The organism is Methylobacterium sp. WL1 (assembly GCF_008000895.1).
Lineage (GTDB): Bacteria > Pseudomonadota > Alphaproteobacteria > Rhizobiales > Beijerinckiaceae > Methylobacterium.
Window position 1 is genome coordinate 6048106 of sequence record NZ_CP042823.1, and the last position, 15699, is coordinate 6063804.

A 15699-nucleotide genomic window follows, 5' to 3' on the forward strand; every position below is an offset into this window, starting at 1 on the left:
ACCGTAAAGCGCGACCGCGATGCTGGGGCAATGGGTACCAGCATGTTGCAGATGCCGGCGGGAGGCTTGCGTCTCCACGCCGAACGAGCGCGGATGGGTGATGTGACGCGCGGCCTGACGGGCTTCCCCGCCGAAATCGATGTCCTTGCGGGCGCCCGCGTCCTGCAGATCATCCCGGAACTCGATGCCGGTGGCGCCGAGCGGACGACCGTCGACGTGGCCGGCGCCTTGGCCGCAGTGGGCGCCCGGGCCCTGGTCGCCACCGAGGGCGGCCGCCTCATCGGCGAGCTTCAGGCGAAGGGCGGGCATTGGCTCCGTTTCCCGGCCGCGTCGAAGAATCCGGTCGGCATGGCGGTGAACGTCGTGCGGCTGATGGCGCTGTGTCGGCGAGAGGGCGTGCAGATCGTCCACGCCCGGTCGCGGGCGCCGGCCTGGGTCGCGCTCGGGGCCGCACGCCGGCTCGGCCTGCCGTTCGTCACGACCTACCATGGCAGCTATTCCGGCCGGACCGGCGTGAAGGTGCTGTACAATTCCGTGATGGCCCGGGGCGACGTGGTGATCGCCAACTCGCGCTACACCGCCGACCTGATCCATCGCCTGCACGCCGAGCAGGCCGGCGATCGCGTGCGGGTCATCCACCGGGGCACGGATCTCGCGGTGTTCAATCCGGTGGCGGTGGGCGCCGGACGGGTCGAGGCGCTGCGTCGGGCCTGGAACGTGGCACCCCACGAGCGGGTGATCCTGCTCGCTGCCCGCCTGACCGCCTGGAAGGGGCATCGGGTGCTGATCGACGCCGCGGCGCAGATGCGGGATCGGGGCGTGCCGGACCTCGCGGTGGTGCTCGCCGGAGACCCGCAAGGCCGGACGTCCTACGAGCGCGAGCTTGATGCGCTGATCGCCGCCCGCGGCCTGGGCGGCATCGTGCGCCGGGTCGGCCACTGCACCGATATGCCCGCGGCGTTCCGCGCGGCGTCCGTGGTGGCCGTCCCATCGGTGGAGCCGGAGGCGTTCGGCCGCTCGGCCGTGGAAGCCCAGGCGCTGGGCACGCCTGTGGTCGTCTCCGATCTCGGCGCGGTCCCCGAGACGGTGCTGGCGCCGCCGGACGTCGCGTCCGGCCAGCGGACCAGCTGGCGGGTGCCACCCGGCGATGCCGGCGCCCTCGCCGCAGCCCTCACCGAAGCCCTGTCTCTGGGTGCCAGTGCCCGCGATGCGCTGGTCCGGCGCGGGCGCGCCCATGTGGAGGCGAATTTTTCGCTGGAGCGCATGGCCGGCGACACCCTGGCCGTCTACGCCCAGCTGCTGGGGCGGCAGAGCTGAGAAACCCGCGCCTTTGGGCACGGTGGGCCGGCCAGACGACCACGGGGTGCCGATTATTTCACCGACCACGCCGGCGACCCGTTGACTCTCTTGGAGCTTCCTCCAACGTAGTAGGTCCGGGACAGACCGGAACGGCTGGCGGTCAGGGGATCCACGGAACGGGTCGCCAGATCCGCCGTTTCGTCGTTGCAGCAGGAGACCGAAGCCATTCGTAGACCGATGAGAGCCATGCCGGCCCCGCAGAAGGACGGGCCGCGCGCCAACCGCGACATTCGCGGGGTGCGGGAAGTGCAGCTGATCGACGATACCGGGCAGAACCGCGGCGTCGTCCCCTTCTTCGACGCGCTGACTCTCGCTGAGGAGGCCGGCCTCGATCTCGTGGAGATCGCGCCGAACTCGGTGCCGCCCGTCTGCAAGCTGCTCGATTACGGGCGCTTCCGCTTCAACGAGCAGAAGAAGCAGAACGAGGCGCGCAAGCGGCAGAAGACCGTCGAGGTCAAGGAGATCAAGCTCCGCCCCGGCATCGACAAGCACGATTACGATACAAAGATGAAGTCGGTTCATCGCTTCTTCGAGGAAGGCGACAAGGTCAAGGTGACCCTGCGCTTCCGCGGTCGTGAGATGGCTCACCAGGATATCGGTCTGCGCCTCCTGGAGCGCGTGAAGAACGAGACGGCCGAGATCGCCAAGGTGGAGAGCGAGCCGATGCTCGAAGGCCGCCAGATGATCATGATCCTCGCGCCGCGCTGATCCGCTCGGCCACAGCGATTTACGCCGCCTCCTGACCCGGGGCGGCGTTCGTATTTGTAGCGCTTCCGCAAAGCGGCGGAGGCGACTATCTCCTGACTATGGCCCTCGCTCCCGAAGAGATCGAACGCTACGCCCGTCACCTTGTCCTGGCCGAGGTCGGTGGCCCCGGGCAGGCACGCCTCAAGGCGGCCCGGGTGCTGGTGATCGGGGCAGGGGGGCTCGGCGCGCCGCTGATCCAGTATCTTGCGGCCGCCGGCATCGGCACGATCGGCATCGTCGACGACGACACCGTCTCGCTGTCGAACCTGCAGCGCCAGGTCATTCATGGCACGCCGGATCTCGGCCGGCCGAAGGTCGCGAGCGCGGTCGACGCGGTCGAACGCCTCAACCCGCACGTGGCGGTGGTCCCGCATCCGTTCCGCATCACGCCGGACAATGCCGTCGACCTGATCGCGGGCTACGACCTCGTCGCCGACGGCTCCGACAACTTCGCCACCCGCTACGCCGTCTCGGATGCCTGCTTCCACGCGCGGCGACCGCTGGTCACGGCGGCGCTCGGCCGGTTCGACGGCACGCTCACCACGATCCGGGCGCATGAGTCCGATCCGGACGGCAAGCCGAACCCGACCTATCGCTGCCTGTTCCCGAACCCGCCGCCGCCCGGCAGCGTGCCGGCCTGCGCCGAGGCCGGCGTGCTCGGGGCGCTGGCCGGCGTGATGGGCTCGCTGATGGCCATGGAGGTGATCCGCGCCGTGGCCCAATTCGGCGAACCGCTGGTCGGGCGCCTGCTCATGGTGGACGCCCGCTCGATGCGATTCGAGACGCTGCGCTACGGCTGGGACCCGGACAATCCGCTCAGCGGCACCGCGGCCTCAGCCCAATAGGGCACCCGGCGGCATCCACGGGCCCTCGGCCTCCTGCTTGCCGAGGCAGCACTTCTTGAACTTCTTGCCCGAGACGCAGGGACACGGATCGTTGCGCCCGACATCCTTCAACGGATTGCGCTGCGGCTCGCCGGCGCCCTCCGCGGTCCAGTCGAGCGCCTCGACCGGATCGTCGAGATAGCCGTACTGGTAGGGCCCGAGCCGGTCCCGGTCCTCCGGCTTGGTCTCGGCCTTGCGCAGCGCCTCCTTGAACCAGGCCGCGTCGCTGATCTCGTCGGTGATCCGCCCGTCCGCCCGAGCCGCCGCGGCACGCGGGGCGAGATCGCGAAAGCCCAGATGTGCGATCGCCTCCTCCCAGCCGACCCAGGCCGGTCCCTCCTCGACGGCCGCCTGCGCGTCGTCGAAGCGGACCAGCAGCGCGTGCATCGCGTCGCGGTCGATCCGGCCCTCCAGGGTCAGGAAGGTGCAGGCCGACAGCAGCGCCATGCGGGTGAGGTCATCGACCGTGCTGTCGAGGATCAGCCGGAACAGCGGCAGTTGATCGCCGTCGAACAGGCTCGCCACGACCTTGGAGAGCGTCGCCGTCACGGCGTCGCCCAGGATCGCGTCGAGCGTTTCCTCGTCCTGCCGGAGGAGCTTGAGGAGCGGCGCGAGGGCGCGCGTATCCCGGGCATGCGCCAGGACGTGCACGCCCCAGAACAGGAGGTTGGCGTCCTCCGGCGAGATCTCCCGCCCCTCGGCCGCGGCTTCGAGCAGCGGCAGAGTCGCATCGGCGATCTCGGCCGGATGTCCGAGCGCTTCCCGCAGCGCCTTGGTCGGCAGGTGCTCGGACGCCGCCAGGTCCTCGATGAGCGCTGCGATCCGGTTCATGCCGTTTTCCTTAGGACCGCAGGGTCGCGCCGGTCCGGCGCGAGACTTCCGTGACGATCTTGGCGCTCACCGCCTCGATCTCGGCATCGGTGAGGGTGCGCTCCACCGGCTGCAGGCGAACCGCGATGGCCACCGACTTGGACCCGTCCGGCACGCCGGTCCCCTCGTAGAGGTCGAAGACCTCGACGCCGGTGACCAGCTTGCGCTCCGCCCCTTGCGCCGCCTTGACGATGTCGCCTGCCGGGACGTCGCGGCCGACCAGGAAGGCGAAGTCCCGGGACAGCGGCTGGAACTCGGAGAGGGCCAGAGCGGGCTTGGCCTTGGTCGGCTTGTGCTTGGGCAAAGGCAGGGCGTCGAGCACGATCTCGAACGCCACCAGGCTGCCCTTGAGGTCGAGGGCCTGCAGGGTCCGCGGATGGACCTCGCCGAACCAGCCGATCTCGGATTTCGGCCCGAAGCGCAGCGTGCCCGAGCGTCCGGGGTGGAGCCAGGTCGGGCCGCCTGCCGTAACCTGGAGGCCGCCGGTCGGCACGCCGAGGGCGCCCAGCAGGGCGAGGGCGTCGGCCTTCGCGGCGAAGACGTCCACCGTCCCGGCCGAGCCGTCCCAATGGCGCCCGGCACCCGTCAGGGTTGCGCTGCCGCGACGCACTGCGGCGGCGCGGATGCTCTGCCCTTCCGGCTCGTCCGAGGCGAAGCACTGACCGACCTCGAACAGGGCCGCATCCGGATAGCCGCGGTCGGCGTTGCGCTGCGCCGCCCGCAGCAGACCCGGCACCAGGCTCGGGCGCATGTCCGACAGTTCGGACGCGATCGGGTTGGCGAGCACGAGGTCGGCGCCGCCCCCGCCGAACAGCTCGGCATCGGAATGCGGGACGAAGGACCAGGTCACCGCTTCCATCAGGCCGCGACTCGCCAGGGCCCGCTTGGCCGTCCGGGTGCGCTTCTGCATCACCGTGAGCAGCGGCCGGCCGATCCCGGCAATCCGCGGCAGCGGCTTCGGCTCGATCCGGTCCAGGCCGGCGATACGGATGACCTCCTCGACCAAGTCGGCCTTGCCCTCGACATCGGGCCGCCAGGACGGTGTCAGGACCTCCACCCGGTCGCCGGTGCCGGAGATTTGGAAACCCAGCGTCTCCAGGATCAGCTTGATCTCGGTCTGCGGCAGTTCGATGCCGGCCAGGCGCCGCACCTCGGTCCACGGGAAATCGATGATCCGCTCCGATTCCGGGGGCTCGCCGGCGATCGTCGCCTGGGAGGGCGTGCCGCCGCACAGATCGACCACGAGGCGCGTGGCGAGGTCCAGGCCGGGGAGCGTGAAGGCCGGGTCGACGCCGCGCTCGAACCGGTAGCGCGCATCGGTGATGATGCCGAGCCGGCGCCCGGACTGGGCGATGTTGGCCGGGTCCCACAGCGCCGATTCAATCAGCACGTCCGTGGTGGACTCGTCGCAGCCGGAGGCCTGGCCACCCATGATGCCGGCTATCGATTCGACGCCGGCTTGATCGGCGATCACCACGGTGTCGTCGGTGAGCGTGTAGGTCCGTCCGTCGAGCGCCAGGAGGCTTTCGCCTCCGTGGGCCCGCCGCACCGTCAGGTTGCCCGAGACCTTGGCGGCGTCGAACACGTGCAGCGGCCGGCCGCGATCGAAGGTGACGTAGTTGGTGATGTCCACGAGGGCGTTGATCGGTCGAAGACCGATCGCCCGCAGCCTGGCCTGCATCCAGGCCGGCGACGGACCGTTCTTCACGCCGCGCACGAGTCGAAGGGCGAAGAGCGGGCAAAGTCCGCGATCCTCCGGCGCGAGGGCCAGGTCGACCTCGACCGGGCAGGGACCTTCGCCGCGCACGCCCGGCGCGGCCTCGTGCTTGAGGCTGCCGATCCCGGTCGCCGCGAGGTCGCGGGCGATGCCGTGCACCGAGGTGCAGTCCGGACGGTTCGGCGTCAGGTTGATCTCGATGACCGCATCGTCGAGCCCGGCATAGAGGGCGTAGCCCTGGCCGACCGGCGCATCGGCCGGGAGTTCGAGGATGCCATCATGGTCCTCGCCGAGTCCGAGTTCCGCCCCCGAGCACAGCATGCCGTGGCTCTCGACGCCGCGGATCGTGCCGACCGAGAGGGTGATCGCCTTCCCGGGCACATAGGTGCCGGGCGGCGCGAACACCGACACGAGACCCGCGCGTGCGTTCGGCGCACCGCAGACCACCTGGATCGGCACGCCCGCCCCGGTCTCGACGGTGCAGACCCGCAGACGGTCGGCGTTCGGATGCTGCTCGGCTGTCAGGATCCGGGCGACGACGTAGGGCTTGAGCGCGGCCGCCTTGTCCTCGACGCCCTCGACCTCGAGGCCGATGCGCGTCAGCGTCTCGGTGATGGTGTCGAGGGAAGCCTCGGTGTCGAGGTGGTCCTTGAGCCAGGAGAGGGTGAATTTCATCGATCGTAACCTCTTGGCTCAGGAGAGCCGGGCTTTCGTTATGAGGAGGATAGCCAGCTTGCGGCGCTGGTCGTCGCCCAGGGACTCAAGGGCCTCCACGGCCTCTCGGGCGCGAGCCATCGAAACAAAGACCGTGGGAGACGGTGTAATAGACAGTGCTCACGGCACGTCGCAGCGGTGCCGTGCGCAAGTTCATCCGACCGCTCTGGTGGGCTGGCATTTCGGCCACTTCAAGAAGATCGGAGATGATGGAATTGCCGAGACGCGGCATTACGGATCTCCGCGCTCGCACTCGTCATCATGGTCCCCCCCAAACCTCTCCCTACCCCGTCAGACCGCCGATCAGGCTCGGCACGTCGAGCGGCCGGAAACCGTAATGGTCCAGCCAGCGGACATCCGCCTCGAAGAACGGACGCAGGTCCGGCATGCCGTACTTGAGCATGGCGATGCGGTCGATGCCGACCCCGAACGCGAAGCCCTGCACCGCGTCCGGATCGAGGCCGCAATTGCGCAGGACGTTCGGGTGGACCATCCCGCAGCCCAGGATCTCCAGCCAGTCGTCGCCCTCGCCGAAGCGAATCTCGCCGCCCTTGCGGGAGCACTGGATGTCGACCTCGGCCGACGGCTCGGTGAACGGGAAGAACGATGGGCGGAAGCGCATCTTCACCCCATCGACCTCGAAGAACGCCTTGCAGAACGCCTCCAGCACCCATTTCAGGTTCGCGATGTTGGCTGCCGTGTCGATCACCAGGCCCTCGACCTGATGGAACATCGGCGTGTGCGTCTGGTCGGAATCGTGCCGGTAGGTCCGGCCCGGGATGATCACCCGGATCGGCGGCGTCTGCGACCGCATCGTGCGGATCTGGACGGGTGACGTGTGGGTGCGCAGCACCTTGCGCTTTCCGGCATGGTCGGCCGCCAGGAAGAAGGTGTCGTGCATCTCGCGCGCCGGGTGGCCGGGCGGGAAGTTGAGCGCCGTGAAGTTCAGTTCGTCGGTCTCGATATCGGGGCCTTCCGCGACGGCGAAGCCCATGTCGGCGAAGATCGCCGTGATCTCGTCGATCACCTGGGTGATCGGATGGATCCGGCCGCGGACCTCCGGGGCGTCCCGCAGCGGCAGCGTCACGTCCACCCGCTCGGAGGCGAGGCGAGCCTCCAGCGCGGCTTCCATCAGGACGGTCTTGCGAGCGGTGACGGCGCCCTGGATCCGGTCGCGCAGGCCGTTGATCAGGGGCCCGCGCTCCTTGCGCTCGTTCGGCGTCATCGCGCCCAGCGTCTTCAGCAGGTCCGAGACGCTGCCCTTCTTGCCCAGTGCGGCGACGCGCACCGCGTCGAGCGCCGCCTCGTCGGAGGCCGCCGTCACCTGAGCCAGGAGGTCGCGTTCGAGGGTATCAAGATCGGTCATCGCTGCCTTCGAGCAGGGTTGTCGGAGCCGCCGTCGCGGCGTGCTCTCGCGCGTTGTTCGCCGTCGCGCAAGCGCGCGCGTGGCCGGGCCGCGCCCCGGGAACGCAGAAGGCGCGACTCTCGGGGGAGAGCCGCGCCTTCCTGTGTCTCGCCGAGGGCCTGAAGTCAGGCGGCCTTGGCGGTGGTCTCGGGGAGGGCGGCCTTGGCCTTCTCGACCACGGCGGCAAAGCTCGCCGGCTCGTGGATCGCCAGCTCCGACAGCGCCTTGCGGTCGACGATGATGCCGGACTTGGCAAGACCGTTGATGAAGCGCGAATAGGTCAGGCCATGCTCCCGGACCGCCGCGTTGAGGCGCTGGATCCAGAGGGCGCGGAACGTGCGCTTCTTATTCTTGCGGTCGCGATAGGCATACTGCATGCCCTTCTCGACCGCCTGTTTGGCGATGCGGATGGTATTCTTGCGCCGGCCGTAATAGCCCTTGGCGGCCTTCAGAACTTTTTTGTGCTTCGCGTGACTGGTCACGCCGCGTTTGACGCGGGCCATCGGTTATCTCCTGGTTTCGACGAAAGACAGTGGCAACGGGTGTCGAAGGCTTACCGTGCGTTCGGCAGGAAGTACTTCTTCACGTTGGCGGCATCGCCCTCGAACAGGGTCGTGGTGCCGCGCAGGTTGCGGATCTGCTTGGTCGTCCGCTTGATCATCCCGTGGCGCTTGCCGGCCTGGGCGTACATCACCTTGCCGGTGCCGGTGATCTTGAAGCGCTTCTTGGCGCCTGATTTGGTCTTCAGCTTGGGCATTTGGCTCTCCGTTGCGCGAAAATTCCTCCGGGCCGACCCGTGAGGGTCGGATGAGGTGTGCGCGATGATGCTTCTGGTGGAGCAGCACGAGCCGCCACGGCAGCCCTATCGGCCGGGCGGTTCGACGCGGGGCGGCTTATGACAGAAACGCGAAGCCACGGCAACGGCTTCGGTGGCATCGGGGTGCGCCGCAGCCGAAGCCCGAGGGTGGGCGCGCATCGGGGAATGCGGGGACAGCTTCCGCGCTGCACAAAAGTTATCGAGACAACCTGCAGGCGCAGGAACCATAACCTTGGCCGTCGGTTTCATTCATGTCCCGCTCAGGCCGGCAGGGTTAGATCTTTCGCCAAAGTCGGCCAACCAGGAGACACTTCGTGCGCATTGCCCAAATCGCTCCGTTGTCGGAGGCCGTCCCTCCGAAGTTCTACGGCGGCACCGAGCGCGTCGTCAGCTGGATCACGGAAGAACTGGTCCGCCAGGGCCACGACGTCACCCTGTTCGCCAGCGGCGATTCGGAGACGTCGGCCAAGCTTGCGGCCTGCACGCCCGAAGGCCTGCGTCTGCTCGGTTACCGGGATCACACCGCCAGCCACCTGGCTATGCTGCATCAGGTCCATCGCCGGGCGCACGAGTTCGATATCCTGCACTTCCACATCGATCTGCTTCAGTATCCGATGTTCGAGGATCTGAACCACAAGTGCATCACCACGATGCATGGTCGTCTCGACGTTCCGGACTTCATGCCCGTCTACCGCACCTTCACCGGCATGCCGCTCGTGTCGATCTCCGACAACCAGCGCGAGCCGATGCCGCCGAACGTCAACTGGCTGGCCACGATCCATCACGGCCTGCCGTCGCAGAACTGCCCGTACACCCCCGAGGCCGCCGGCGGCTACCTGGCGTTCCTGGGTCGCATCTCTCCGGAGAAGCGCCCCGACCGTGCCATCGAGATGGCGATCCGTTCGGGCACGCCGCTCAAGATCGCCGCCAAGGTCGATAAGGCGGACCAGGATTACTGGGACGAGGTCATCGAGCCGATGACCCATCACCCGCTGGTCGAGTACATCGGCGAGATCAACGAAGAGCAGAAGAAGGCCTTCCTCGGCAACGCCCTGGCGCTCGCCTTCCCGATCGACTGGCCGGAGCCCTTCGGCCTCGTCATGATCGAGGCGATGTCGGCCGGAACCCCGGTGATCGCGTTCCGGAACGGCTCCGTGCCTGAGGTGATCAAGGACGGTGTCAGCGGCGTGCTCTGCGAGACGATGGACGACGCGGTGAACGCGGTGGCCAAGGTCAAGACCATGAGCCGCGAGGGCGTGCGCCGCCACTTCGAAAGCCAGTTCACCGCTGAGTGCATGGTCAAGAAGTATGTCGCCGCCTACGAGGAGCTTCTGTCCCGGGGCGCCGACGTGATCCAGATGCAGAAGTCCGGGTTCCAGCCGCATTACGGCGACGTCAACGGCTCCGCGCGTCCGGCCATCTCGGTCGCCGCGATGCCGGCCTAAGATTCGGCATCGGGCTTGCGAGGAACGGCCAGCCCGGCCTAGCGTCGCAAAGGCGCCTCATCCGAATGGTCACGAGGGCCGCCGCATCAGTACCGATGCGGCGGCTCTCTCGATTCGTACCCCTCACACGCACTCGGAGACGTTCTGCATGGCGGCGGAGAATACGGCGGCCCATGATGCGACCGCGCGGACACAGGGCGGCACCGTCTCGGTGACGCCCGGCTTCCAGGACGCTGACGATGTGCTGCCGACCTACCACATCGAGGCCCACACCTCGTTGGTCGAGCGCCCGCTGCGGGCCCTGAAGTTCGGCGAGGCGTTCGGGGTCCTGGACTCCTACGGGGATATCGGCGTCCAGCCCGGGCCGGAGGGCCTGTACTTCCAGGACACCCGGTATCTGTCCCGCCTCGAGCTCACGGTGGAGGGCCAGCGTCCGCTGATGCTCTCCTCGGTCATGCAGGACGACAACGGCGCTCTGAGCGTCGACATGACGACGCCCGACATCCGCCTCGACGCCCACGACGAGACCTCGATCCCGCGCGAGACCATCGCGATCGAGCGCACCAAGTTCCTGTTCCGGGGCGCCTGCTACGACCGCATCGGCCTGCGCTCGTTCGATTCGAAGCATCGGCGCCTGCGCATCGCCATCACGTTCGATGCCGATTACCGCGACCTGTTCGAAGTGCGCGGCACGGACCGCAAGGAGCGTGGCAAGCGCGGCGTGCTGGTCGCGAGCGACCGGGAAGTGCAGTTCCGCTACGTCGGGCTCGATGAGATCGTGCGGACGACCTCGCTCCACTTCGGCCCGAAGCCGGACGTGATCGAGCCGGGCCGCGTCGCCTTCGACGTGTCCCTGCCGCCGGAGGGCCGTGCTTCCCTGTTCATCCGCGTGGCCTTCGAAGCCCACCGGGCCTTCACCAAGCCCCCGGGTGCCGAGATGGTCGGCGAGGACGCGGCCGCCAAGCTGACCCTGGCGGCCAATGTCGGCGGCGCCCGTCGCGAGCCGAAGGACCTCGCCGAGGGCATGATCTTCGCCCGGGCCTATCGCGATTCGCGCCGGGACCTGCGCGAGCTGACGGCGGGGATCACCACGATCATCTCGTCGAACGACCAGTTCAACGAGGGCCTGTGCCGGGCCACGGCCGACCTCTACATGCTGGCGAGTCGCACGCCGGAGGGGATCTACCCGTTCGCCGGGATCCCATGGTACTCCACTGTGTTCGGCCGCGACGGCATCATCACCGCCATGATGGCGCTGTGGATCGATCCGAAGTTCGGCCGCGGCGTCCTGCGCTACCTCGCGGCGACCCAGGCCCGGGCGGTCGATCCGGCAGCCGATGCCCAGCCCGGCAAGGTACTGCACGAGACCCGCCGGGGTGAGATGGCGATGCTCGGCGAGGTGCCCTTCCGTCATTACTACGGCACCATCGACGGCACGCCGCTCTTCGTGATGCTGGCCTGGGAGTACTACGCCGTCACGGGCGATCTCGAGACCATCCGGGCGATCTGGCCGTCCCTGGAACTCGCCCTCGAATGGATGGACCGGTACGGCGATCGCGACGGCGACGGCTTCGTCGAATACGCCCGCGACACCGACAAGGGCCTCGAGAACCAGGGCTGGAAGGACAGCCACGATTCGATCTTCCACACCGACGGCCAACTCGCCAAGGGGCCGATCGCGCTGTGCGAGGTGCAGGGCTACGTCTACGCCGCCAAGAATGGCATGGCCAAGCTCGCGGCTTTGCTCGGGCACGATCCGATGGCCGAGCGCCTGTCGCACGAAGCCACCGCCCTGCGCGAACGCTTCGACGCCGCGTTCTGGAACGAGGAGATCGGGACCTACGCACTAGCGCTGGACGGCTCCAAGAAGCAGTGCGCCGTGCGCTCGTCGAATGCCGGGCACGCGCTGTTCACTGGAATCGCCAAGCCGGAGCGGGCCGCCCGGGTCGCCGAGACCTTGCTGGGCAAGGACGGCTTCAACGGCTGGGGCGTGCGCACCATCGCCAAGGGCGAGGCGCGCTACAACCCGATGTCGTACCACAACGGCTCGATCTGGCCGCACGACAACGCCCTGATCGCGATGGGGCTGGCCCGCTACGACCGCAAGCACGAGGCGGCGCGCATCTTCCAGGGGATGTTCGACACCTCGCTCTACCAGGACCAAAAGCGGCTGCCGGAGCTGTTCTGCGGCTTCATGCGCCGGCGCCAGCGCGGGCCGGTGGCATACCCAGTGGCCTGCAGCCCGCAGGCCTGGGCGGCGGCGGCACCGTTCGCGTTCCTGGCCGCCTGCCTGGGCCTGGAGCTCGATCACGACCGCAACAGCGTCCGGCTGAAGAACCCGGTCCTGCCCGGCTTCCTCGACGGTGTGACGCTCTACAACGTCAAGCTGGGGCACTCGCACCTGGACATCCGGTTTCAGCGCTACGACGACGACGTCACGGTCTCAGTGCTGCGCCGCCACGGTGACGTGCAGCTGATCGTGACGAAGTAGGCGGGCCCGCCAGCCGCCGCGGCCCGATGACGGTGCCGCGGCGGTCCGTGGCCGAGGCCAGCCCACGGCCTTTCGTGGCAGGTCGAGGACGGAACCGCTGGCCGCCCTTTCCTGGCCGCCTGCCGGGTCGGTGGAAGGCGATCCGGTATCCAGGTGACGAACGCGCCGAGAAGCGGCACAGACGATCCGGTGGACGCTGCGCGTGCCTTCGTGCTGGACCCCGGATTGCATCCCGCTGCCGCTGTATGCACTCCGGGAAAAGCGCTGCGGAAACAACGACGCTCTGGGATGTCAGGGTCTCGCTCATCTCCCGTCTCCGGGCGGCCCAACTTGCTGTAAGGGGCCGCCCGAATTCCTCAGTTCCGGGACACGCCCCATGCCGACCGACCATTCCGCTCTGTCGCTCGCTCAAGCGCTGATCCGCTGCCCGTCCGTGACCCCTGAGGATCGCGGCGCCCTCGATGTGGTTGCGCAGACTCTCGGCGCGGTTGGATTCGCGATCGAGCGGCCGGTCTTCGCCGAGCCGGGTTATCCCGATACGCCGAACCTGTACGCACGCATCGGCACGCGTGGTCCTTGCCTCGTCTTCGCCGGCCACACCGACGTGGTGCCGGAAGGCGACGGGGCCTGGCGCCACGGACCGTTCGACGGGGCGGTGGCGGACGGCATGCTCTATGGCCGCGGCGCCGCCGACATGAAGGGCGGTATCGCCTGTATGCTGGCCGCGACCCTGGCGTTCCTGGGCCGCCGGGGCAGCGACTTCGCCGGCTCCATCGCCTTCCTGATCACCGGCGACGAGGAGGGGCCGGCGGTCAACGGCACGGTCAAGCTGCTCGACTGGGCCCGCGCCCGGGGCGAACGCTTCGACCATTGCCTGCTCGGCGAGCCGACCAATCCGGGTCAGCTCGGCGAGATGATCAAGATCGGCCGCCGCGGCTCGCTCACCGGCAAGCTGACCGTGCTGGGCCGCCAGGGCCACGTCGCCTACCCGCATAAGGCCGAGAACCCGATTCCCGGGCTGCTGCGGCTCGCCTCGGCGCTGGTCGCGGAGCCGCTCGACCGCGGCACGGCACATTTCGATGCCTCGAACCTGGAATTCACCACGATCGACGTCGGCAACCCGGCCACCAACGTGATCCCGGCGACCGCCCGTGCCACCTTCAACGTCCGGTTCAACGACGATTGGACCGCCGAGAGCCTGGGCGCCGAACTCCGCAGGCGGCTGGAGCAGGCGGCCGGCAACGCGATCCGCTTCAGCCTGGACCTGCAGCCGTCGAACGCACCCGCCTTCCTGACCCAACCGGACGCCTTCGTGGACCTCGTCTCCGAGGCGATCCGGGTCGAGACCGGCCTGACGCCCGCCCTGTCGACCACCGGTGGGACGTCGGACGCGCGCTTCATCAAGGATGCCTGCCCGGTGATCGAGTTCGGGCTGGTCGGCGAGACCATGCACCAGGTCGACGAATGCGTGGCGGTGGCCGATCTCGACCGGCTGACGGCGATCTACGAGCGGGTGCTGGAGGCGTATTTTCGACCCTGGAGCTGAGTCCAGCATACGCCTCGAATCGTCACGCGTAATCCACCCCGACGAACGTCAGCCCGGCCGCCGGCGCGAGCGGCCCGCACCGGCGCTTCTCGCCCGAAGCCAGGATGTCGGCGACATCGTCGGCCGAGAGCCGGCCGCAGCCGGCGAGCATCAGCGTCCCGACCATGGCCCGGACCTGATGGTGCAGGAACGAGCGCGCGCAGGTCGTCACCACGATCTCCTCGTGCAACGCCATGGTCGTGCGGGCGACGTCGAGCCGTTCCAAGGTCCGCATCGGGCTCTTGGCCTGGCACTCGGCGGCCCGAAACGCGGAAAAATCGTGGTGGCCGACGAGGCGCTGCGCGGCGCGGTCCATCGCGTCCGGATCGAGCGGCCAGGGCACCTGCCAGACATGGGCGCGGGTGAGCGCGGCGGGGCTTCGACGGTTGAGGATCCGATAGCGGTAGTGCCGGCGGATCGCGGAATGGCGCGCGTCGAAGCTCGGCGGGACGATCCGGGCCGAGAGGATCGCCACCGGCTTGGGGCGCAGATGGGCGTTCAGCGCATCCCGCACCGTGTCGGCCCGCCAATCCTTGACGAGGTCGAGATGGGCGACCTGATGGATGGCGTGCACCCCGGCATCGGTCCGGCCGGCGCAGGTCAGCCGGGATTGCTCGCCCGAGAAGCGGGTGACAGCCGCTTCGATCGCACCCTGCACCGTGGGTGCTTCGGGCTGGCGCTGCCAGCCGTAGAACGGCGTGCCGTCGTATTCGATGACGAGCTTGTAGCGGGGCATCAGCCGAGATGCGTGCCGGGCGCGATGCGCGCGCCGCGGACGAACTCGGCCCCGTTGGCGCTGCCGCCCTTGCCGGCCCGCCGCAGTTCCAGCAGCCGGACTGCGCCCGCGCCGCAGGCGACCTGGCCCTCGGCGTCGAGGAGCGTCCCCGGTGCCCCGGCGCCCTCGGCAGCCGACGCCCGGAGCACCTTCACCCGCTCCGCCCCCTTGCCGAGATCGAGTTCGAAGAACGCGCCGGGGAACGGCGACAGGCCGTTGATATGGTTCGCCACCTCCCCGGCCGGACGCGACCAGTCGATCCGCGCCTCGTCGTTGCCGATCTTGTGCGCGTAGACCACACCCTCGGTCGATTGCGGCGTGAACGTCAGGTCGCTGCGGCTCAGGCATTCGAGGGCCTGGGACATCAACGCGGCACCAACCGGCATCAGCGCGTCGTGCAGTTCACCAGCGATCATGCCCGGCGTGATCGGGACCCGTGCCTCCAGGGCCACCGGTCCGGTATCGAGCCCAACCTCCATGCGCATGATGCCGACGCCGCTCTCGGCATCGCCCGCCATCACGGCGCGCTGGATGGGCGCGGCGCCGCGCCAACGCGGCAGCAGCGATCCGTGCAGGTTGAGGCATCCATGCCGGGGCACGTCGAGGATCGCCTGGGGCAGCAGCATGCCGTAGGCGACCACCACGGCGACATCGGCCGCGTGCCCGGCGAAGGTCTCGGCGGCCTCCGGTGTCCGCAAGGTCCCGGGAGTCAGAACCGGGATCCCGAGTGTGTCCGCGAACGCGTGGACCGGCGAGGGGCGCAGGCTCATGCCGCGGCCGGCCTTGGCCGGGGCGCGGGTGTAGACCGCAACGATCTGGTGCCCGTCCTGCGCGAGACGTGCGAGGGTCGGCACCGCGAAATCCGGCGTGCCCATGAAGACGACGCGCAT

Annotated in this window: 13 protein-coding genes; 6 read left to right on the forward strand and 7 right to left on the reverse strand. The window is 68.8% G+C overall.

What is annotated here, in order from left to right; all coding sequences use genetic code 11:
* Positions 1 to 93 precede the first annotated feature (93 nt).
* The 3 genes from FVA80_RS29435 (at position 94) to moeB (ending at position 2951) form a co-directional block, all read left to right on the forward strand.
* Entirely contained in the window at positions 94 to 1317 is a 1224-nt protein-coding gene (locus FVA80_RS29435) for a glycosyltransferase family 4 protein (RefSeq protein WP_187193550.1), read from the forward strand.
* A 228-nt stretch (positions 1318 to 1545) separates the two neighbouring features.
* Positions 1546 to 2067 (forward strand): translation initiation factor IF-3, encoded by a 522-nt coding sequence (infC, locus tag FVA80_RS29440; protein ID WP_007561393.1) that lies wholly within the window; start codon positions 1546 to 1548, stop codon positions 2065 to 2067.
* Positions 2068 to 2165: 98 nt separating this feature from the next.
* On the forward strand, positions 2166 to 2951 hold the full coding sequence (gene moeB / locus FVA80_RS29445; RefSeq protein ID WP_147905884.1) for a molybdopterin-synthase adenylyltransferase MoeB: 786 nt from the start codon (positions 2166 to 2168) through the stop codon (positions 2949 to 2951).
* Here the strand turns inward: moeB and FVA80_RS29450 are convergent.
* From FVA80_RS29450 to rpmI, 5 genes are all read right to left on the reverse strand, one after another.
* Complete coding sequence (locus tag FVA80_RS29450) at positions 2940 to 3821, reverse strand: DUF1186 domain-containing protein (protein WP_147905883.1); 882 nt, start codon at positions 3819 to 3821, stop codon at positions 2940 to 2942. The two genes, moeB and FVA80_RS29450, sit on opposite strands and share 12 nt — an antisense overlap.
* 10 nt (positions 3822 to 3831) lie before the next feature.
* Entirely contained in the window at positions 3832 to 6252 is a 2421-nt protein-coding gene (gene pheT, locus FVA80_RS29455; RefSeq protein ID WP_147905882.1) for a phenylalanine--tRNA ligase subunit beta, read from the reverse strand.
* A gap of 322 nt (positions 6253 to 6574) precedes the next feature.
* Complete coding sequence (pheS, locus tag FVA80_RS29460; RefSeq protein ID WP_147905881.1) at positions 6575 to 7657, reverse strand: phenylalanine--tRNA ligase subunit alpha; 1083 nt, start codon at positions 7655 to 7657, stop codon at positions 6575 to 6577.
* Between the two features lie 164 nt (positions 7658 to 7821).
* Positions 7822 to 8199 (reverse strand): 50S ribosomal protein L20, encoded by a 378-nt coding sequence (rplT, locus tag FVA80_RS29465; RefSeq protein WP_147905880.1) that lies wholly within the window; start codon positions 8197 to 8199, stop codon positions 7822 to 7824.
* 50 nt (positions 8200 to 8249) lie between these two features.
* Positions 8250 to 8453 carry a 50S ribosomal protein L35 gene (gene rpmI, locus FVA80_RS29470; protein WP_007561407.1) on the reverse strand — a complete coding sequence of 68 codons (204 nt, stop codon included), beginning with the start codon at positions 8451 to 8453 and terminating at the stop codon, positions 8250 to 8252.
* Between the two features lie 374 nt (positions 8454 to 8827).
* On the opposite strand from rpmI, the gene FVA80_RS29475 reads away from it, so the two are divergent.
* The 3 genes from FVA80_RS29475 (at position 8828) to dapE (ending at position 13995) form a co-directional block, all read left to right on the forward strand.
* Entirely contained in the window at positions 8828 to 9958 is a 1131-nt protein-coding gene (locus FVA80_RS29475) for a glycosyltransferase family 4 protein (RefSeq protein WP_147905879.1), read from the forward strand.
* 148 nt (positions 9959 to 10106) lie between these two features.
* A complete protein-coding gene (locus FVA80_RS29480; protein ID WP_147905878.1) occupies positions 10107 to 12449 on the forward strand; it encodes a glycogen debranching N-terminal domain-containing protein in 2343 nt (780 codons plus the stop codon).
* A gap of 376 nt (positions 12450 to 12825) precedes the next feature.
* Positions 12826 to 13995 carry a succinyl-diaminopimelate desuccinylase gene (dapE, locus tag FVA80_RS29485; RefSeq protein ID WP_147905877.1) on the forward strand — a complete coding sequence of 390 codons (1170 nt, stop codon included), beginning with the start codon at positions 12826 to 12828 and terminating at the stop codon, positions 13993 to 13995.
* A 22-nt stretch (positions 13996 to 14017) separates the two neighbouring features.
* On the opposite strand, the gene truA is transcribed toward dapE, so the two are convergent.
* Both truA and fmt read right to left on the reverse strand, forming a co-directional pair.
* Entirely contained in the window at positions 14018 to 14770 is a 753-nt protein-coding gene (gene truA / locus FVA80_RS29490) for a tRNA pseudouridine(38-40) synthase TruA (protein ID WP_147905876.1), read from the reverse strand.
* On the reverse strand, positions 14770 to 15699 hold the full coding sequence (gene fmt / locus FVA80_RS29495) for a methionyl-tRNA formyltransferase (RefSeq protein ID WP_147905875.1): 930 nt from the start codon (positions 15697 to 15699) through the stop codon (positions 14770 to 14772). Before fmt ends, truA begins: the two co-directional genes overlap by 1 nt.